The sequence below is a fragment of the Rhodococcus sp. NPDC056743 genome, from assembly GCF_042790355.1.
In the GTDB taxonomy this organism is placed as follows: domain Bacteria; phylum Actinomycetota; class Actinomycetes; order Mycobacteriales; family Mycobacteriaceae; genus Rhodococcus_F.
The window spans coordinates 94,024-112,992 of sequence record NZ_JBHTZI010000002.1; the positions used below are offsets into that span (position 1 = coordinate 94,024).

The 18,969-nt window shown below is 61.6% G+C and carries 17 protein-coding genes; 4 read left to right on the forward strand and 13 right to left on the reverse strand.

Annotated elements, in window-relative coordinates:
• Positions 1–41: 41 nt before the first annotated feature.
• Positions 42–1,412 (forward strand): cytochrome P450, encoded by a 1,371-nt coding sequence (locus ACFRFQ_RS04850; RefSeq protein WP_378653762.1) that lies wholly within the window; start codon positions 42–44, stop codon positions 1,410–1,412.
• A gap of 438 nt (positions 1,413–1,850) precedes the next feature.
• Here ACFRFQ_RS04850 and ACFRFQ_RS04855 read toward each other — a convergent pair whose 3' ends face one another.
• Complete coding sequence (locus ACFRFQ_RS04855) at positions 1,851–2,360, reverse strand: nuclear transport factor 2 family protein (RefSeq protein WP_378653765.1); 510 nt, start codon at positions 2,358–2,360, stop codon at positions 1,851–1,853.
• 265 nt (positions 2,361–2,625) lie between these two features.
• On the opposite strand from ACFRFQ_RS04855, the gene ACFRFQ_RS04860 reads away from it, so the two are divergent.
• Positions 2,626–2,883 carry a hypothetical protein gene (locus ACFRFQ_RS04860; protein ID WP_378653767.1) on the forward strand — a complete coding sequence of 86 codons (258 nt, stop codon included), beginning with the start codon at positions 2,626–2,628 and terminating at the stop codon, positions 2,881–2,883.
• A gap of 126 nt (positions 2,884–3,009) precedes the next feature.
• Here ACFRFQ_RS04860 and ACFRFQ_RS04865 read toward each other — a convergent pair whose 3' ends face one another.
• Both ACFRFQ_RS04865 and ACFRFQ_RS04870 read right to left on the reverse strand, forming a co-directional pair.
• A complete protein-coding gene (locus ACFRFQ_RS04865) occupies positions 3,010–3,510 on the reverse strand; it encodes a hypothetical protein (RefSeq protein ID WP_378653770.1) in 501 nt (166 codons plus the stop codon).
• Between the two features lie 407 nt (positions 3,511–3,917).
• Positions 3,918–4,058 (reverse strand): hypothetical protein, encoded by a 141-nt coding sequence (locus ACFRFQ_RS04870; RefSeq protein ID WP_378653772.1) that lies wholly within the window; start codon positions 4,056–4,058, stop codon positions 3,918–3,920.
• A gap of 192 nt (positions 4,059–4,250) precedes the next feature.
• On the opposite strand from ACFRFQ_RS04870, the gene ACFRFQ_RS04875 reads away from it, so the two are divergent.
• Entirely contained in the window at positions 4,251–5,723 is a 1,473-nt protein-coding gene (locus tag ACFRFQ_RS04875) for an FAD-dependent oxidoreductase (protein ID WP_378653775.1), read from the forward strand.
• 69 nt (positions 5,724–5,792) lie between these two features.
• Here ACFRFQ_RS04875 and ACFRFQ_RS04880 read toward each other — a convergent pair whose 3' ends face one another.
• The 8 genes from ACFRFQ_RS04880 to ACFRFQ_RS04915 all read right to left on the reverse strand — a co-directional run bounded on the left by ACFRFQ_RS04880 (position 5,793) and on the right by ACFRFQ_RS04915 (position 15,240).
• Positions 5,793–7,238 carry an aldehyde dehydrogenase gene (locus ACFRFQ_RS04880; protein WP_378653778.1) on the reverse strand — a complete coding sequence of 482 codons (1,446 nt, stop codon included), beginning with the start codon at positions 7,236–7,238 and terminating at the stop codon, positions 5,793–5,795.
• A gap of 266 nt (positions 7,239–7,504) precedes the next feature.
• A complete protein-coding gene (locus ACFRFQ_RS04885; RefSeq protein ID WP_378653781.1) occupies positions 7,505–8,293 on the reverse strand; it encodes an SDR family NAD(P)-dependent oxidoreductase in 789 nt (262 codons plus the stop codon).
• Between the two features lie 47 nt (positions 8,294–8,340).
• A complete protein-coding gene (locus tag ACFRFQ_RS04890) occupies positions 8,341–8,991 on the reverse strand; it encodes a PaaI family thioesterase (protein WP_138870444.1) in 651 nt (216 codons plus the stop codon).
• Positions 8,991–9,860: a MaoC/PaaZ C-terminal domain-containing protein gene (locus tag ACFRFQ_RS04895; RefSeq protein WP_378653784.1), complete on the reverse strand. Its 870-nt coding sequence runs from the start codon at positions 9,858–9,860 to the stop codon at positions 8,991–8,993. Before ACFRFQ_RS04895 ends, ACFRFQ_RS04890 begins: the two co-directional genes overlap by 1 nt.
• Positions 9,860–11,062, reverse strand: a complete 1,203-nt coding sequence (locus ACFRFQ_RS04900; protein ID WP_378653786.1) for a lipid-transfer protein — start codon at positions 11,060–11,062, stop codon at positions 9,860–9,862. The genes ACFRFQ_RS04895 and ACFRFQ_RS04900 overlap by 1 nt, the downstream gene beginning before the upstream one ends.
• A 7-nt stretch (positions 11,063–11,069) precedes the next feature.
• Positions 11,070–13,250: an acyl-CoA dehydrogenase gene (locus ACFRFQ_RS04905; protein ID WP_378653789.1), complete on the reverse strand. Its 2,181-nt coding sequence runs from the start codon at positions 13,248–13,250 to the stop codon at positions 11,070–11,072.
• Positions 13,251–13,284: 34 nt separating this feature from the next.
• Complete coding sequence (locus ACFRFQ_RS04910; protein ID WP_378653792.1) at positions 13,285–14,448, reverse strand: steroid 3-ketoacyl-CoA thiolase; 1,164 nt, start codon at positions 14,446–14,448, stop codon at positions 13,285–13,287.
• 180 nt (positions 14,449–14,628) lie between these two features.
• Positions 14,629–15,240: a TetR family transcriptional regulator gene (locus tag ACFRFQ_RS04915; protein WP_138870448.1), complete on the reverse strand. Its 612-nt coding sequence runs from the start codon at positions 15,238–15,240 to the stop codon at positions 14,629–14,631.
• 171 nt (positions 15,241–15,411) lie between these two features.
• Here ACFRFQ_RS04915 and ACFRFQ_RS04920 point away from each other — a divergent pair, with 171 nt between their 5' ends.
• Entirely contained in the window at positions 15,412–16,944 is a 1,533-nt protein-coding gene (locus ACFRFQ_RS04920; RefSeq protein ID WP_378653795.1) for an FAD-dependent oxidoreductase, read from the forward strand.
• A 64-nt stretch (positions 16,945–17,008) separates the two neighbouring features.
• On the opposite strand, the gene ACFRFQ_RS04925 is transcribed toward ACFRFQ_RS04920, so the two are convergent.
• Together ACFRFQ_RS04925 and ACFRFQ_RS04930 are read right to left on the reverse strand one after the other, a co-directional pair.
• On the reverse strand, positions 17,009–18,013 hold the full coding sequence (locus ACFRFQ_RS04925; RefSeq protein WP_378653798.1) for a TIGR03617 family F420-dependent LLM class oxidoreductase: 1,005 nt from the start codon (positions 18,011–18,013) through the stop codon (positions 17,009–17,011).
• 10 nt (positions 18,014–18,023) lie between these two features.
• Positions 18,024–18,896: an SMP-30/gluconolactonase/LRE family protein gene (locus tag ACFRFQ_RS04930; RefSeq protein WP_378653801.1), complete on the reverse strand. Its 873-nt coding sequence runs from the start codon at positions 18,894–18,896 to the stop codon at positions 18,024–18,026.
• Positions 18,897–18,969 lie beyond the last annotated feature (73 nt).

An 18,969-nucleotide genomic window follows, 5' to 3' on the forward strand; every position in this document is an offset into this window, starting at 1 on the left:
TGGCGCTGGCTAAGAGCGCCTTGACTGCATCCGGAGTAATCATGACAGCAGACGATGTTCGCAATGTCGAAGACCTGAAGAAATGCCCGATCGACTATGAACGCCACGGGCCGAACTTTCGCAACGAGTTCGCGGAGAAGACACACGAACTTCATGCGAAATGCCCGATCGCGTGGACCGATTCATACGAAGACCACTGGGTGGCCAGCGGAATGGACGAAGTCTTCGCACTCGCTCGCAGATCCGACGCGGTGACCAACTTCCGGGACGCCGACGGCAGCAAGAACGGATACAAGGGTATCTCCATCCCGGCGTACGACTACGGCCCATACGACACACCGTCATTCCTCGAACTGGATCCGCCGGAACAGACCGACTTCCGCAAGACGCTCAATCCCTATCTGTCGCCCGCTGCCGTCGTACGGTGGATTCCGGTCATCGACGAACTCGTTCATGCGTGCATCGACGACAAGATCGAAAGCGGCAGTATCGATTTCGTTCACGACCTCGCGAATGTCGTCCCGGCTGTCGTCACCATGGGCATGTTGGGCCTACCGCTCACCGACTGGGAAATTCACAACGAGCCCGCTCACGCGCTGATGTACACGCCGCCAGGGTCGCCCGACCACGAACGGGTGACGAAAATGGCCATGGACAGCCGCGCCGCCCTGACCGCAGCGGTGCCCGAGGTGCGCGCAAATCCCCGACCAGGCCTGATGAACGCTCTCGTGAAGACAACCGTTGTGGGCAAGCTCCTCACCGACCAGGAGGTCACGGGCACCGCGATGCTGCTGGTGGGTGGCGGCTTCGATACCACCACCGCACTGACCGGTCAGTCGATCCTGTGGTTGTCCCAGCATCCGGCGGAGCGGACTCGCCTCATCAAAGAGATCGATACACTTCTCGACGCGGCGACGGAAGAATTCCTCCGCTACTTCACGCCTGCACAAGGCGACGCACGCACCTTCAGCCAGGATGTCGAGATCAACGGCGTCGAGTTCAAAGAAGGTGAACGCCTTTGGATCTCATGGGCGATGGCAAACCGCTCACCTGATGTGTTCCCGAACCCCGACGAGGTCGATTTCGACCGCGGCGCAAACCGTCACGCTGCGTTCGGACTTGGCATCCACCGCTGCATCGGCTCGAACGTCGCCCGCGTCCTCTTCAAGCGGATGATCGCCGCAGTACTCGAGCGCATGCCCGACTTCACCGTCGATCCAGACAAGGTTGTGCACTACGAGTCCGTAGGGCAGATTAATGGACTGGTGAACATGCCCGCAACGTTCACCCCCGGCAAACGGCTCGGCCCCGGCTTCGCCGAGGCGATTGATCGAGTGCAGAAGATCGTCATCGAGCAGAACTTGGCCGAACCTGTGGTGTCACGGCGAGATGCTGCGAAAGCCGGCGACTGAGAACGTGCGGTGTGCCGGCAGGGAGACACTTGCTCTGAGTATCTCCCTGCCGTACGCCAACCAGCCGGCTTGAACTGGGAATGTGAGTAGTGATCCGGCTCGTTTTGCGGATCACTACTGCGTGAAATCTTGTGCATGCCAGGTAGGAATCAGTCGACCAGCAGGTTGCTGGTGGTCACGATCTGCCCGGTCGGGGGTAAGCGAAAACAGATCAAGTTACGAAGCTTCGCGCAACTTGCCCCTTCGTCCCTCCTACTTCCAGGCGCGCCGACAGCGGGCGAACAAAACATGTTCGCTCGCTATCGAGGTAACGAAATATCAACGCGCAAAGCAGGTTCGACCGCCAGTGTTGCTCCGATCAACGCGTTGACGCCTGCGAAGACCCGAGTCAACTTTCTTGTTCAAGGTAATTGAGCCGGCGCCGGAGATATCGCTGCGTCAGCCCAGAACCTGGTAGCTCGGGTCTGTAGTGTCCCTGCGTCCCCAGGTTTCAGGTCCCGCTTTATTCGACGTCTCGTGCATGAGGTCGGCAACGTAGATCCGGTGATCGATTGCCCACAAGCCCTCGCGAAGAGACCACTGGTCGACATATCGGCCGCGGTGAAAGACATCAGTGACCGTTCCTCGCGACGGTGCCGACCGCAACCACACGGCGACATACGATTCGCTCTTCGCTGTGCCCGAATTCAGATCAACCGAGATGATGGTGTTGGTCACCATATGGGAATGCGACTCTAGCCTGAGGTGGTAAGCCCACACGAAATCGAGAAACCCCGTTGCACTTCCTCGATATCCTGGACCGTAGTCAGCAGTCCCGCCTGGGTGCCAAACACTGTCGGCCAGCGGTCGATCCATTCGATCGAGCGCACGGCAGTACGAGTACAGCGATTCGACAATCTGTTGTCTGGCCGCCAACTCGGCGATGACGTTCGATTCGGTTGACACCACGGTCAGCCCTCTTCCGGCTAGATGTGAGGTGAGAAGCTCGTCTTATCCTATCGAACCTCGCGCTCTGCTCATTGCGATGATTCCGGTGACCGGTACGGCATCCTGCCCCAACGTCATATCGCATGAAAGACCAAGGCCAGGTTGAGCCTAACGGGAAAACGATGGCCCAACGCCGAGCCTTCGATATCATCGAATGTCGACATCCCCGAACCTGGAACGTTAAACTTAAGATGCCAGGATTAATTTTTGACGAAAGGAATACCTCGTGATTGCGGCCGATCTACGTGAAGAGCTCTCGTCGGGCTCCAGCATGAGTATTGCCATCGCTCGCGAGTTCGACCGAGCTGTGGACGATTACGTCTACGAAGGTTTGGCCGACGGTGCGGTCGTATCCGTACTATCGTCGCTTGTTGCCGCTGTGGGAATACTGGAAGAGGAAGTCCGGCGCCTTTCGAACATCCTCGCTCAGACGCGCGGCGAGCCGAGTGGCACCCCATCCGACGAAGCTGCGATCGGGAATTAGGGGAATCGACAGCAGCCGAGTAGGTGGCGCACCGGGACAGGGCGAAGCTTCCGAGGCGACCAAGCCATCGAAAGAGCAACGGGCGCATGCCCCGCTAGACGGGCAACCAAACTAGGCAGGCAACGATCACACCGTGATATTCGACTTTCCGAAAGACCTCTCTGCGTTGTATCGCAGGATTGCCGAGGCAGTGTAATCGTCTACGCCATACCGCTCGGCGACCGCACCCACCAGTCTGGCTGCTCCATCTGCGCCACCATCCGCTAAAAGATCCACGAGCACCGCCCGGTCCGCGGCGACCAAGTCTTCGTCCCTGCTGTGATCCACTACGTGAGCGACAATCAATGCAGATTGGCCGTTGGGTGGTTCAACAGCCATCACTACCGGCTCCCGCGGTATTCCGTCTCGCCGCCGCAGGACTACGTGATTGCATCGCTTCGAACTGAGTGCGTCGGCGACTTCTGGACGCACGTCGCGCAAACCACGCCGGGGTTGGTTGACCAATCGTTCCACCGATTCGACGAACGTTTCGCCGAGAATGCTCGCCGCAGCGGCACAGGCAGTCACCGTGGACGTGGGTAGGTCGATAACCAATCTTCCTACCAACACCGTCGAACCATCGCCCATTGTCTTCACCCCTACTCGTTCCCAGCCGCTCACCAACAGGCATGGATATGGGGGTACCCATGATGAGAAAAAACTATACAACTAATTGATACAAGTGGGGGAACAGTTCCGACGCAGTCCCACTCGAGACCACAACAAATCTCACGCTCGAGCCTTCTTCGCCGAGGCTATGCGCCCCTGCACGAGCAACGCAGGGCGCCGAAGAACGTCTGCCAAGACGGCAGACACCTGTGCCAACTCCGGCTCGTGAGCTGAATATTTCAGACACCGACGAGAAAATGCGCAGCGTTGGGCTGAAGCCAAATACGCAGTTCACAGATTCCCGCTCGACGTCAGTCAGCGCAGTGCCGTCGACGCTGTACTAATCAGCAGCTGCCCGTTCTGACGGGCTCCGGCGCGCCTAGGGCTCAATCCGAGGCGGGCGTGTCTTCATCTTGCTCGGCAAGAGGATCGATGGTGTCGACGCCCTCCAACACCGTCAGCTCTTCTTCTGCCTCGGCTATCAGCCCCTTGGCCTCGGCCTCGATCTTCTTCACCCAATCGGACATCCCGAGCCTCGTCTCTTCGGTGCAGAGCTCTCGTTTCCTGGGTTCAGGATACGTCGCCGAGCACAGAAATCACTCAAGCATTGGTACCGATATCCCCTTTTGCCCGGTTTCCCACTGAACGGCATACCTACTTCACCAGCACGTGGAGGCATCCGTAGCCTGCGAAAAACACAACTGAATTGGAGATCTTCTATGAGCGCACGCCATCCCGTAGCCCCACTGAATATCCACGATGTAGAGAAGTTCGACCATGAAACCGAGATCCTCGTCGTCGGATACGGCTGCGCGGGCGCAGCGGCGGCGTTGGAAGCGTCCGATCACGGCAGTGATGTGATTCTGCTCGAACGGGCAAGTGGTGGCGGCGGATCGTCCGCACTGTCCGGTGGCGAAATCTATCTCGGCGGCGGCACCGAAACTCAGCGGGCGTGCGGATTCTCGGATACTCCCGAAGACATGGCGACCTACCTCATGGCTGCGCTCGGGCCGGACGCGGACAAAGAGAAAATCGATGCCTACGCACACGGCAGTTTGGAGCATTACCAGTGGTTGGTCGACCACGGCGTGCCGTTCAAACCGTCGTTGTGGGATTCTCCGACGTGGGTGCCGCCCACTGATGACGGTTTGATGTGGCTGGGCGAAAACAGCTGGCCTTACGACCAACTCGCCAAACCAGCTCCGCGTGGTCACCGCATCACCGCCGATGGCTTCGGCGGCAAGGTACTGATGGCAAAACTCTCCGAACAGGTGGCTGCACGCGACATCGGCGTACACACCGATACATACGTCACCCGCCTCATCATGGACGGCGATCGCGTCGCGGGGGTAAGCGCACGTAGTTTCGGCAAGACGGTCACGTACCGCGCGCGACGCGGAGTTGTACTCACAACAGGTGGTTTCGCCGACAATGCCGAAATGGTGGCTCAGCACGCACCACAACTTGTGGGATTGGGGGTGAACAGCGACGGTGGTGACGACGGCCGAGGCATCGTTATCGCTCAAGCAGTCGGAGCTGCGGTCAAACACATGTCTGCCGGCCAGGTGGGAATCACGCTGGTTCCCGCGATGATGGTGCGCGGCATGATCGTCAACAACGTCGGGCAACGTTTCATCAACGAGGACGTCTATCCCGGTTTGGTCGGACAGGCTGCGTTGTACCGACACGGCCTCGATGTCTGGGTCATTCTCGACGAGCAGGCGTACGAAGAAGTCCCCGAAGTGGAACGTTGGGGTGTGCAGCCGCATTTCGTGGCGGAAACCCTCGAGGAGCTCGAGAAAGAGATCGGGATGCCCGCCGGAGCGTTGGTCACCACTGTCCGCGAGTACAACAAGCATGCAGCAGATGGAGTCGACCCGTACTTCCACAAATCCGCGCGATGGTTGCGTCCGCTCCAATCTCCTTTTGCCGCAATCGATGTCCGTCGCGGGATGGCGCCTCCCGAGCTTGGAGAATCAGGGGGAGGCGGCGCCGAGGTATTCACGACCGGCGGATTGTGGACAACTGTCGACGGCCGCGTCCTCAATTTGGACGGTGAGGCTATCCCTGGACTGTTCGCCGCTGGCCGAGCAACATCCGGCCTGCATTCTTGGGGATACATCAGCGGAACATCCTTGGGCGACGGCACCTTCTTCGGCCGCAAAGCGGGAATCTCGGCTGTCGGCGGATAGTCAACCGCAGCAGCGACGCCCCGGAGTCTCGAACAGTACGTTCGGAACTCCGGGGGCATTCGAGCAGTGCTACTCCGGCAAGAAGATCGATTTGAGGCTGTAGTACGACGCGAGCCCTTCCGGTCCCAATTCACGGCCGACACCGCTGGCCTTGACCCCACCGAACGGCGAACCCCAGTCCAGGCCATAGGTATTCACTCCGAAGGAACCTGATTCCACCTTCCGGGCCACGTCGATTCCCCGATCACGGTCGGCAGTCCACACCGTGCCGCCGAGCCCGTACTCGGAATCGTTGGCCAAAGCGATAGCGTCGGCTTCGTCGCTGTAGGGAATCACGGTCAGAACCGGACCGAACACCTCTTCCTTCGCGATGTTCGCGTCGTTACTCAGATTTCCGAATACTGTCGGCTCCACGAACCATCCACGATCGAGGTGAGCCGGACGCTTGCCGCCGGTCGTGACCGTTGCACCCTCGGCACTTCCAGCATCGATCATCGATAGAACGCGCTTGTACTGACGCTCACTGACCAAGGGGCCGACGAAGGTATCGGAGTCGGCGGGGTCACCGATCGGCAGCGACGCCGCCATCGCGGTCACCGCGTCGAGGAACTCGGAATAGCGATGCGCCGGCGCAAGAATTCGCGTCGACATGTAGCACGTCTGACCGCTGTTCAGCAGGGATGCCGTGGCCAGGCCCGCCACGGTTGTCTCGATGTCGGCATCGTCGAGGATCAGCGCGGCCGACTTTCCGCCCAGTTCGAGGGTGACGGGACGCAGCAGTTCACCGCATACCCGACCGATGTGCCTACCCGCGGGCGTCGAGCCGGTAAACGCAACCTTGGAGACGCCAGGGTGGGCAACCAGGTACTGACCGATGTCTGGGCCGCCGGTCACGACATTGAGAACTCCGGCAGGCAAGCCGGCTTCGACAGCTGCTTCCGCCAACAGGTAGGAGTCGAGTGTCGTTTCGGGAGAAGGCTTGAGCACTACCGTGCAACCGGCAGCGAGCGCTGGGGCGATCTTGAACATCGACAGGATGGCCGGGTAGTTCCACGGCGCAATCGCGGCCACGACACCGACGGGTTCCTTGCGAACGATCGTCGTACCGGCGCTGGAAAGGCTCTGACGAACTTCTTCGACCGACGACGAACGGATCAGATCGGAGTAGTAGCGCAACAACTGCACCGGAGCGTCACCCTCGGCGAACCGGGCGAGTGTGATCGGCATACCGTTCTGACGGCTGACCAGAGTGGCACGCTCCTCCGATCGCCGTTCGACTGCATCTGCGAACCTGTCGAGAATCGCGGCACGCTCGGATCCGTCGAGGTTTGCCCACTCCGAGGAGCGCAGTGCTCGGCCGGCCGCAGCGACCGCCGAGTCGACATCTGCCGTCGAAGATTCCGGAAAACTGCCAAACAACTGTTCGGTAGCCGGTGAAGCTACCTGAATGACGCCGCCCGCCGCAGGCTTTGCCCAGTCGCCGTCGATGAAGAGAGTCGAATGCTCAATTTCCATGTCTGTACCGGTACTTTCAGCTCGGAAGAATAGCCTGAGTGATCGATCGCAGACGCCACTGCACGCCCTGAAAGCCTCCAACCTGCAATCAAGAGGTTAGCGATCGTTCGCTTGACTACTATCGGCGAGCCAGGAGGCGCTGTCAAGGACATGGTTCGGTCAGGCCTCGAGACAGGCACCGGCCAAGGCCCACAAACGCACAGTGGCTCGACGCTGAATCAGCGTCGAGCCACGTGTGTATCCGGGGTGCGGTCAGTCCGGTGAAGTCAGTCCACGGTAGGTGCCCACTGCACACCGTTGATGTGCCCACCGCCATCGACGAAGAGGGTATTTCCCGTCACGTAGCGGCTGTCGTCACTTGCCAGGAAAGCGGCAACGGGGCCGATGTCGTCGAGGGGATCGCCAATCCGCCCCATCGGGTTCTGCGCCGCCATGACAGCCGCGTTCTCCGGGTTGGCTTCGGCGACGCGCTTGTACGCCGCACTCTGCGCACCGGGGCAGATGACGTTGCAAGTGACTTGCCTGGGAGCCCACTCGCGGGCAGCAGTGCGAGTCAGTGTCCGCAGCGCTTCCTTGGCCGCGTTGTACTGCACCGAGTACATGTGAGCATTCACGCCGTTGAGACTGCACATGTTGATCACTCGGCCCGTACCATGACGCTCGAGTTCCGGCAACGCAGCCTGCATGGCCCAGAAAGCGGCCATCACTGCCATGTCGAATCCGCCGCGCAACTGCTCGTCTGTCATCTTCTCGAGTCGAGCGAAACCGAAAGTCCGCCAAGCGTTGTTGACCAGAATGTCGAGACGTCCGAACCGCTCGACGGCCTTGTCGACCATGGCAACAACCTGAGCTTTGTCGGTGACGTCGGTGCGGATGAATTCCGCTTCCGCGCCCCACTCGTCGCGCAACCACTGGGCAGTTTCGAGGCCGGCTGCCTCGTCGATCTCGGCAACCAGCACCGACGCGCCTTCACGCGCGAAGGCACCTGCCACACCGCGTCCGATGCCCATGCCGGCGCCGGTGACAACTGCTACACGTCCGTCGAGCTTCCCCACAGGGGTTCCTCCTTGATCAGATCCCCTACCGGGGGGTGGTCAGATCCCTACCGCGGGCGCGGAATGGTCTTGTCGATGAACAGACCCTCCACCGAAACGCACACTTCACCGTCGGGAGTCCTGATCTCACCCACCGTGTGAACCTTGCGGCCTTCTTTGGAGATGAACTTGCCGCTGATGGTCAGCGGTACGAACAACGGGGTCGGACGGTGATAGCGCGTGCTCAATTGTGCTGTCATACCGGCGGTTCCGCCCCAAGCGTTGGCGACACCGAGAACGTGATCGAGCAGCATCGCCGATACGCCACCGTGCACGTGGCCGGGAGGTCCCTGGTACGGCAAGGTCAAGGTGACAACGCCCTGCACGGAACCGTCTTCGAGTCCCTCGAGAACTATTGGCGGTGCGATGGCATTTTCCCGACCGGTCACCGGATCGTGGCGGGTGACGCCTTCACCGTTCCACATGTCGATCAATCGCTCTTCGACCTCGGGCGCATGCTGCTCGAGGTGAGCGACGATGCTGTTGAGTTCCTCGGCAACTCGATCGAGGTTTGCGTTCTCCCGATCGGTGCGCTGTAGCGCGTCGATGAGCTTGCGCGCTGCCTCGGTTGCCCGGTCTATAGGTGCGTCCTGCGGCGGCGATGTCAGCACGGTGCCACCCGGATGTGTTGCGGCAGTGGGGTGTGTTCCGAGATTCATCAGTTGATCTCCATTGTGGCGTGCGTGAGAACCGGTGCGTTCGCGCGCTCGGGGCAGGTTGCTGCCAGCGTCAAGGTGTTGCCGTCCTGCCACACCGATGTAGTGATGGATTCGCCCGGGAACAGCGAACCGGCAAACCGCACCGAGTAGTTCTTCACTCGCGACGGGTCGCCGCCCAGAACACCGTCGACGACGGCCTTGCAGGCGATGCCGTACGACGCGAGGCCGTGCAGGATCGGTGCGTCGAATCCGGCCATCTTCGCGAATGCGGGATCGGCGTGCAGTGGGTTCATGTCTGCGCTGAGGCGGTACAGCAACGCCTGCGACGCACTGGTCGCGGACGTGAGCACGGCGTCCGGCGCGCGATCGGGCACTCCGGCAACAACTTCGGGGCCGGCGTTTCCACCGAATCCGCCTTCGCCACGGGCCCAGATCTGCATTCCCGTGGTCCACAACGGATTACCGTCGGAGTCCGCGGCCGCGGTTTCGAGCACGATGACGGCAGCCTTGCCCTTGTCCCACACATCGGCAATGCGAGTGGAGATGCGCGCGGTACCCGTCGACGGGATCGGCGCGTGCAGGGTCAGCGACTGTCCGCCGTGCAGGATCTTGCGCAGATCGATGTCGATGCCGGGCATGTTCATCGCGGCGGGGGGCAGTACACCTGCCGAAATACCCTGGCCTGCAACCATGGCAAAGGTCGGAAGAACCTTCAAACCCTTTTCGTACACCCAGGTGAGCTCGGCGGGGTCCAGAGCGTTCACTCCGGCTCCCAGGCCCAGCTGGTAGAGCATGACGTCGCGGTCGGTCCACGACGCTTCGCGCACAGTCGGTTCGGCGGACAATGCCACCGCAAGATCGATAGCCATCAGTTCTCCAAAGTTCCGGCTCGGTAGACCGTCACGACGCACGCGCCGCCCAGTCCGAGGTTGTGCTGCAATCCGATTCGAGCGCCCTCGACCTGACGGGCGTCTGCGGTACCGCGTAGCTGCCACGTCAGTTCGGCACACTGCGCCAATCCGGTGGCACCCAGCGGGTGGCCCTTCGAGATCAGACCGCCCGACGGGTTGACGACCCACTGGCCGCCGTAGGTGGTGGCTCCGGATTCGACGAGCTTGCCGCCCTCACCGGCCGCGCACATTCCGAGACCTTCGTAAGTGATGATCTCGTTGATCGCGAAGCAGTCGTGCAGTTCGATGACGTCGACGTCGTCGATGGTGATGCCTGCTTCGGCAAAAACCTGCTCGGCGGCGGCGGCCGTCATCGGCGCGCCGACCACGTCGATCATCGACTTCTCGGCAAACGCTGCCTCGGTGTCGGTGGCCATTGCCTGCGCGACGATCTCGATCGCGCGGTCCTCGAGTCCGTGTTCGCGGACGAACTTCTCACTCACGACTACTGCCGCTCCGGCGCCGTCCGAGGTCGGCGAGCACTGCGAACGTGTGAGAGGTGCGTGAATCATCTTGTCCTCGAGCACTTGTTCGAGGGTGTACTCGTCACGGAACTGCGCATACGGGTTGTTGACGGAGTGCTTGTGGTTCTTGACCGCAACGGCAGCAATCTGCTCGACCGTGGTGCCGTATTTCTGCATGTGCTCGACGGCAGCGTTGCCGAACAGCTGCGCGGTCATCGGCGAGCGAGCGAATCCGTAGTCCTCGACCATGATCTTCAGCTGCGAGTCCAAGGTGGTGACCTTGGGCATCTCGCCGTTTCCGGTCAGTGCCGTCTTGGTCATCTTCTCGAAGCCGACGGCCAAGGCGCAGTCGGCCTGGCCGGCCTGGACCCACTCGCGTGCCATCATCAGCGCCGTCGAACCGGTAGCGCAATTGTTGTTGACATTGAAGATCGGGATACCGGACAGACCCGTTTCGTACAGGGCTCGCTGGCCGGCGGTCGACGCATTGAACACGTAACCGACTGCCGCGCGTTGAATCTGGTCGTAACCGATCCCGGCGTCGGTGAGTGCGTTCGTGACAGCCTCGGTCACCATGTCCGGGTATTCCCAGTCGCGAGTCTCGATCTTCTCGAACTTGGTCATACCTACGCCGATTACGAACGTGCGATTGCTCATGTGCAGATCACTTTCCCGGTTCGGGGTCACGGGGCAGACCCAGGATTCGCTCACCGATGATGTTGAGCTGAACATTGGTTGTACCACCCGCGATGGACATGCACTGCGAGTTCAGGAACATCTGCGTCGCGGACATCCGATGCTGGTCGCCCAGAAGCGAACTCGGGCCGGCCCACTCCATAGCCACATCCCACACCTGCTGGATGTGCTCGACACCGATGAGCTTCGCAACGGAGGACTCCGCGCCCGGCTGAGCACCGGACAGCGAGCGCAACGTGGTGCGTAGGCTCAACAGACCGCCGGACTGCGCGTCGCACAGCACCTTTCCGAGTACCGTCAGCTGCTCGTCGTCGATGCCGCCTGGCAGTCCCTCGACCAGGCTCAGCAGAGCCTCGCCGCCCGAGCCCAAAGACGAGTCGTTGGACAGCGAGACACGCTCGTTGGCCAGCGTGGTGCGAGCGAGCTTCCAGCCGTCGCCCGGCTCGCCGACGAGGCACTCGTCGGGAACGAAGACGTCGTCGAAGAACACCTCGTTGAAGAGTGCTTCACCGGTGATCTCGCGCAGCGGGCGAATGTCGAGTCCGCTGTTCTTGATGTCGATGAGGAAGTAGGACAAACCCTTGTGCTTGGGTGCATCGGCGTCGGTGCGTGCGAGGCAGATTCCCCAGTGCGCGTCGCGTGCCATCGACGTCCACACCTTCTGGCCCTGCAACTTCCAGCCACCGTCTACCTTGGTTGCCTTCGTGCTCAGAGCAGCGAGGTCGGAACCTGCGCCCGGCTCGGAGAACAGCTGGCACCAGACGATGTCGCCGCGCAGTGACGGCGGAACGAACTTGGCAAGCTGATCTTCGTTGCCGTGCGCGATGAGCGTCGGGATGACCCAGTTGCCGATGATCATGTCGTGCGGCTTGATCTTTGCCGCGCGAAGTTCCTCGGCGATCACAAGCTGGCTGACTGCGTCGGCAGACTTCCCCCACGGAGCGGTGAAGTGCGGTGCGGTGTAGCCCTTTTCCGCCAGGTAGGTCTTCTGCGCGGCACCTTCGAGCTCCAGCGCCGGAGCGAGTTCAGCGCGGACGTCGGCGCGGATCGCCTCGGCCTCAGGCGGCAACTCGATGCTGAGTACGCGGCGGGTGCCGGCGATGGTCAGCTCGGCAACGCGACGACGCCAGGACGCCGTGGAACCCAGCAGGATTCGCAATGACTGCGCACGACGAAGGTACAGGTGAGCGTCGTGCTCCCACGTGTAACCGATGCCGCCGAGCACCTGGATGCAGTCGCGGGTGACGGAGAAGCCTGCCTCGAGAGCGGTGGCTCCGGCGACTGCCGCTGCGAGAGAGGCCTCTTCGGCGCCGACTTCGTTGGCGGGAGTCAGAGCGCGGGCAGCATCCCAGGCGCAGACGCGAGCCTGCTCGGCAAGTGTGAGCATGCGAGCAGCCTTGTGCTTGACGCCCTGAAACTGGCCGATGACGCGTCCGAACTGCTGACGTACCTTGGCGTAGTCGGTAGATGTGGTGACCGCCCAGTCGGCGAGACCTGAAGCCTCGGCCGCGAACAGTGTTGCGGCGATGTCGAGTACACGCTGGCTGTCGATGTCGAGAATCTCGGCGTCGGTGAGTACCAGTCCGTCGACGCTGACCTCGGAGTTACGACGCACGACGTCGTAGCTGGCCAGGTCGGTGACCTCGAGTCGGTCACGTCCGAGCAGTACGAATCCGCTGTCCGTGGCGAGCAGGAACAGGTCTCCGACATGTCCGCCGAGAATCTGGCTGGACGTGCCACTGAGAGTGGCAGTGTCACCGTCACGAGTGATCTTCAGCGAACCGGGCTGCAACGCAACAGCTCCGAGTGTGCTGCCGTCGACAAGGCCGGCAAGTGGTGCGGTAACCCGGGCGTCGCTGAGCACTGCGCTGACCAGAACGGTCGGCAGGAACGGGCCGGGAACCATGGAGCGTCCCAGTTCCTCGACGACGATCGCGAGTTCGACCAATCCGTATCCGGCGCCGCCGAATTCCTCAGCGATGTGCAGTCCGAGAAGTCCCTGCTCGGCGAGTCCGTCCCAGAGTTGCGGGCGGGTCTCGACCTTGGCCTCGACAGCTTCGCGGATGACGGCCGGTGTTGCGTGGCGTGCAGCCCAGCCCCGTACGGAATCGCGGAGGTCGCGATCTTCTTCACTCAATCCAATAGTCATGTCTACCTCGTCAATTCGAAAGTGTGAGTACGGATCAGATGCGTTCGATGATGGTGCCGGTCGAGAGAGCGCCACCGGCGCACATCGTGATCAGTGCCGTCGACTTGTCGGAACGCTCGAGTTCGTGCAGCGCCGTGGTGATCAGGCGTGCGCCGGTGGAACCGACGGGGTGTCCGAGTGCGATCGCGCCGCCGTTGACGTTGACCTTGGACAGGTCTGCGCCGTGAACCTGGGCCCAGGAGAGTACGACAGAAGCGAATGCCTCGTTGATTTCGACCAGATCGATGTCGGCCAACGTCATTCCGGCCTTGTCGAGTACCAGCTGAGTGGACTCGATGGGTCCGTCGAGGTGGTAGTAGGGATCGGATCCGACCATGCCGGATGCAATGATCCGGGCGCGGGGCTTGAGACCCAATTCGTGTGCACGCTCTTCGCTCATCAGCAGCACCGCAGCGGCACCGTCGCTGATCTGCGACGAGTTGCCGGCCGTGTGGATGTGGCCCTCGATGACGGGCTTGAGTCCGGCGAGCGCTTCCGCCGTCGTCTCGCGCAATCCGCCGTCACGCGTCACGGTGGCGATCTCGCCGGTCGGCACGCCTTCCTTGGTGATGACGGGAGCCTTGACGGGAATGATTTCGCGGTCGAAGCGGCCTTCTGCCCACGCCTGAGCTGCGCGACGCTGCGACTCGAGACCGAAAGCGTCGACGTCGGCGCGCGTGATGCCACGCTTCTCGGCAATGCGCTGCGCGGATGTGAACTGGTCACCCATGTCGATGGTCCAGTCGTCCGGGTACGGGTTTCCGGTTCCAGGCGCATTTGCCTGGCCGAGGAACACACGGCTCATGGCCTCGACTCCGCAGCCGATACCGGCCGAGATCTGACCGGAGGAAATCAGGCCGGAGATCAAATGCACTGCCTGCTGAGCAGATCCGCACGCGCAGTCGATGGTGGTGGCAGCCGTGCCATACGGAAGACCGGCGTGCAGCCACGCCTGACGCGTGACGTTGTTGGACTGTTCGCCAGCCTGCGTGACACAACCGCCGATGATCTGTCCGATGTCTTCCGGTGCAACGCCTGCCCGTTCGAGGACCCCGCGCTGCGCTGCTCCCAGAATCTCGGCGGGGTGCAGTCCCGCCAGGGCGCCGCGGCGACGGCCGATCGGTGTGCGTGCGGCTTCGACGATGACTGCATGACCCATGATGCTTGCTCCTCCGTGGAGATTTCGGTCGGTGAGCTGGCTCACCTATTCACTTTTCTGCAATGTATTCTATTTATGTACGCCGAGCAACGTTGCGGTGCAAGTTCAGCGCTCTCACTAAATTAGAATTGATTTCACTTTTCAAGATATGACAAGCTCATCCACTTCGGATGAAGCCTGTCAGTGCCGGGAAAGATTAACCAGAAGCAAGTCGCAGCCCTTACGGATGTCGTACTCCGCATCGGGAATCGAGATCCGACCGTTGAGGCACGACTGAATGACGCCGAACCACAACTGCATCAACAGACGCAACGCAGTGTTGTCGTCTTCGGTGGGATTCACGATGCCCGCGGCATCCAGGACGATCTGACGGAAACCGCGATCGATCTTGCCTGCGTCGGGAACTGTTGCGACGTTGGCGGTGCTGGTCGATTGCAGCATCGCTGTCGAGAGGGCCGGCCGACGCAGTAACCCACGAGTGGCGCGCACCAACACTTCGTAGACCGCATCTTGTGGATTTGCCGACTGCACCTGATGCTTCGTGAAAGTGTCGCCGATCTGATCGATCTGCTCGACCATCACCGCGACAAACAGGTGCGTCTTCGACGGGAAGTACCGATACAGCGTTCCGATGGCGACTCCGGCGCGCTTCGCGACCTCATGCATCTGGACGCGAGCAAGCTCCTTCTCGGTTGCCAGTTCCTCGGCAGCTTGCAGCATCCGAACATGGCGTGCCCGCTGCTCGTCCGAACTGGGCTCGGCCGCGTCCCTGACCTCGGCAATTCTCGGCACCGTCGCCCCTAATCATCTTGTGAGTGTGTAGCGGCCGCGCACGACCTAGTCAATTCTCGCACCCCATGCCGCCTCACCGGTGTTTTGCCCGCTCAGTGAGACCTGACGTAGCCAACGCGCGCCACTGGGTATTGCGTATAGGCCCCACCCTCTTCGAGTTAGGACGCAATGATGCAGGACTGGACCACGGAATGCGACGTACTGATTGTCGGTTCCGGCGGCGGGGCACTGACCGGCGCTTATACCGCCGCAGCTGCCGGATTGAGCACCGTCGTGATCGAAAAGACCAACCGTTTCGGCGGAACGTCGTCGTACTCCGGAGCTTCCATCTGGCTGCCGGGAACTCAGGTCCAGGAACGCGCCGGCCTGCCCGATTCCACCGAAAATGCGCGCACCTACCTGCGCTCACTGCTCGGTGACTCCGAGTCCGATCGCCAGGACGCGTACGTCGACACGGCTCCCGCTGTCGTCGCACTGTTGGAAAAGAACCCGAACATCGAATTCGAGTTCCGGGCTTTCCCCGACTACTACAAGGCCGAAGGCCGGATGGACACGGGACGCTCCATCAACCCTCTCGACCTCGATCCGGCCGACATCGGTGACATCGCAGAACTGGTTCGACCCGAACTCGATCAGGACCGCACCGACCAGGGCCACGCGCCCGGCAAGATGATCGGCGGACGCGCACTGATCGGCCGTCTGCTGGCAGCCGTCCAGAGCACCGGCAACGCCGACCTCCGCACCGAAACCACTCTCACGTCTCTGATCGTCGAAGACGGTCGTGTTGTCGGCGCCGAGGTCGAAGCAGGCGGCGAAACCCAGCGCATCAAGGCAACCCGCGGCGTGCTCATGGCAGCCGGCGGCATCGAAGGCAACGACGCTCTCCGCGAGCAGGCCGGTACCCCCGGCAAAGCCATCTGGAGCATGGGACCGTTCGGCGCGAATACCGGCGACGCAATCAGTGCCGGTGTTGCCGTCGGCGGCGCAACAGCACTGCTTGATCAGGCTTGGTTCTGCCCCGGCGTCGAGCAGCCAGACGGCAGCGCCGCATTCATGGTCGGCGTTCGTGGCGGCCTCGTCGTCGACAATGCCGGCGAGCGCTACCTCAACGAGTCGCTGCCGTACGACCAGTTCGGCCGCGCCATGGACGCCCACAACGACAACGGTTCTGCCGTGCCGTCGTTCATGATCTTCGATTCCCGCGAACGCGGCGGATTGCCCGCAATCAGCATCCCCAACACCCCTCCCGCCAAGCACCTCGAAGCTGGAACCTGGGTAGCTGCAGACACTCTCGAAGAGCTCGCAGCAAAGACCGGAATCCCGGCCGACGCGCTGCGCAGCACGGTCGAAAAGTTCAACGACGCAGCAAAATTGGGTGTCGACGAGCAGTTCCACCGCGGCGAAGATCCCTACGATGCGTTCTTCTGCCCGCCAAACGGCGGCGCCAATGCAGCACTCACCGCAATCGAGACGGGCCCGTTCTACGCGGCGCGCATCGTTCTCAGTGACCTCGGCACCAAGGGCGGATTGGTCACCGATATCGACGGCCACGTTCTGCGCGCCGACGGTACCGTGATCGACGGCCTCTACGCCGCAGGAAACACGAGTGCATCCCTCAGTGGCCGCTTCTACCCCGGCCCCGGCGTTCCGCTGGGCACGGCGATGGTCTTCTCCTACCGAGCAGCTCAGGACATGGCGAAGTAACCAACTGATAGGCAAGTGAGGCAGGCGATTTCATATCGCCTGCCTCACTGCACGGTAGCAACTCCTACTGCGAAGATCGAAGTTCCAGGCACATCTTCCGAAAGTCCTCGTCGTCAGCGGGATCCGCGGGAACCGCCAGGGCAAGTCCGTCACAGAGATCCCCGTACTTCGCAGTCAGCAACGCGGGCAGTTCCGCGTAGGTGCATTGAATGACGAGATCGTCGAGTACGTCGTCCGTGAGAACCGCAGCCAGATCGGCCCAGTCGCCCGAGCGTGCCATGGAAGTCAGCTTCTCACCGACCTCCGAAAACCCCAGTACGTCCAACGCAACTCGATAGGCCGGTGTGGAGTAGAGGAATGCAAGCTCTTGGCGTACCGGCTCACGGGCCGCGGCGACTGCGGTGGCGCCCCGCCCCGTGATCACCTTCGGAACTGCGACGATTCGAGGTTTTCGGCCGCCGGACTCGAGCGCCGGGATTATCCTCTCCGCGAGCACCTTCGGATGCGAACTTGTCGGATGTGCGACAAAACCGTCGGCAACGTCGCCGGCAAGTGCGCACATCCGCGGGTTTACGCCGCCAGTCCAGATCTCGGGCGCCGGCACGTCGATCGGCCCCGGATTGAAATACGGCTGCAACCGGTTGAATGTGTAGTGCGTGCCCTCGTAGTCGAGTGCACTGCCGGATCGGAAAGCCTCGAAGATCGCCCGCACTGCACCGACGTAATCACGCAGTTGTGCAACAGGATCCGTCCACGGCATCGAATACCGTCCGACAATATTTCCGCGCACCTGAGTTGCCAGCCCCAACTGGAACCGACCGCCGGAGAAGTCCGCAAGATCCCAGGCCGCCAATGCGGTCAGCATCGGACTTCGCGCAAATGCCACCACCATGGACGTCCGCACGGTGAGGGTGGAACTGTGCTCGACGGCCAGCGCAGCAACGCCGAATGGGTCTCGAACAGTCTCCGAGACATGCACGGTGTCGAAACCGAGTTCCTCGATGCGCCGTACACGTTCCGCTACCTGACGCAGCGGAGTGTCGGCAGGTAACGACGTCACTAATTCCATGAGAACCCAACTACTCCAAACGTATCGACAGCAACTTGCCCTCCGTTGCCACCTTACGTGCATGCTCGTTGAAATCCGGTGCCGCACAGACAAACAGTGTTCGTCCGTCGGCTCCGCCCAAGCCGCAGGCAAACACCCCGGTGTCGAACGGAATCTCGTCGATCACGCCAGACCCCTGCGCAACATGAAGTATCCGGTTACCGATTGCGTCGGCAACCCACATCGAATCGTCGGCATCGATACAACACCCGTCGGGCGCAATCACCATCTGGGAAATAGTGGACTCCATCGTCGAACCATCCGGCACGACCCCGAACGTCGCCCAATCACGGCGCTCCCCCAGGGAACCGTCGTCCGCGACGGAGAAGACACTGATGCGATTACCGAGGGTCTCGTCCACCAGCAGCTCCCCACCGGAAGTCAGTGCCATGCCGTTGGGAAAATGCAGATCCCGCGCAACAACATGCACGCTGCCGTCCGGATCGACCCGCAGGAGATCCGCAGTCTCGACCGCCGCCAGATTCATCAGATCGAACCCGAAGTTGCCGACATACGCACGGCCCTGAGCGTCGACGAGCATGTCGTTGACATTGCCGCTCACATACTTCGAGAGATCAGCATGAACGACCAGTTGCCCGTCCGGTTCACGACGAAGGACCTTGTGATCGCGCATCGACACCACCAGCAACCTGCCGTCCGGCAACCAACCGAGACCAGACGGCTGACCGGGAACTTCGGCCTCGACACGAACATCCGTTCCGTCTTCGCGAGCCGAAACCACCTGATGGCTATAGAAATCCGATACCCAGATGCGGTTGTCGTGCCAACGTGGACATTCGAAATAGGTGTAGCCGTCGAGTACTACGGTCACGTTACGCGCCATGGCGTTCGACTCCCTTACACCGGTGAAGTACGACCTTTCCGACATTCAATCACCGGCGCACGGACGTAGGGCC

Excerpts from the sequence above, each read along its gene's own strand:
- ACFRFQ_RS04875 (WP_378653775.1), top strand. The coding sequence starts at position 4,251 with ATGAGCGCACGCCATCCCGTAGCCCCACTGAATATCCACGATGTAGAG.
- ACFRFQ_RS04905 (WP_378653789.1), bottom strand. The coding sequence starts at position 13,250 with ATGACTATTGGATTGAGTGAAGAAGATCGCGACCTCCGCGATTCCGTA.
- ACFRFQ_RS04880 (WP_378653778.1), bottom strand. The coding sequence starts at position 7,238 with ATGGAAATTGAGCATTCGACTCTCTTCATCGACGGCGACTGGGCAAAG.
- ACFRFQ_RS04930 (WP_378653801.1), bottom strand. The coding sequence starts at position 18,896 with ATGGCGCGTAACGTGACCGTAGTACTCGACGGCTACACCTATTTCGAA.
- ACFRFQ_RS04925 (WP_378653798.1), bottom strand. The coding sequence starts at position 18,013 with ATGGAATTAGTGACGTCGTTACCTGCCGACACTCCGCTGCGTCAGGTA.
- ACFRFQ_RS04900 (WP_378653786.1), bottom strand. The coding sequence starts at position 11,062 with ATGAGCAATCGCACGTTCGTAATCGGCGTAGGTATGACCAAGTTCGAG.
- ACFRFQ_RS04870 (WP_378653772.1), bottom strand. The coding sequence starts at position 4,058 with ATGTCCGATTGGGTGAAGAAGATCGAGGCCGAGGCCAAGGGGCTGATA.
- ACFRFQ_RS04865 (WP_378653770.1), bottom strand. The coding sequence starts at position 3,510 with ATGGGCGATGGTTCGACGGTGTTGGTAGGAAGATTGGTTATCGACCTA.
- ACFRFQ_RS04890 (WP_138870444.1), bottom strand. The coding sequence starts at position 8,991 with ATGAATCTCGGAACACACCCCACTGCCGCAACACATCCGGGTGGCACC.
- ACFRFQ_RS04895 (WP_378653784.1), bottom strand. The coding sequence starts at position 9,860 with ATGGCTATCGATCTTGCGGTGGCATTGTCCGCCGAACCGACTGTGCGC.
- ACFRFQ_RS04850 (WP_378653762.1), top strand. The coding sequence starts at position 42 with ATGACAGCAGACGATGTTCGCAATGTCGAAGACCTGAAGAAATGCCCG.
- ACFRFQ_RS04920 (WP_378653795.1), top strand. The coding sequence starts at position 15,412 with ATGCAGGACTGGACCACGGAATGCGACGTACTGATTGTCGGTTCCGGC.
- ACFRFQ_RS04910 (WP_378653792.1), bottom strand. The coding sequence starts at position 14,448 with ATGGGTCATGCAGTCATCGTCGAAGCCGCACGCACACCGATCGGCCGT.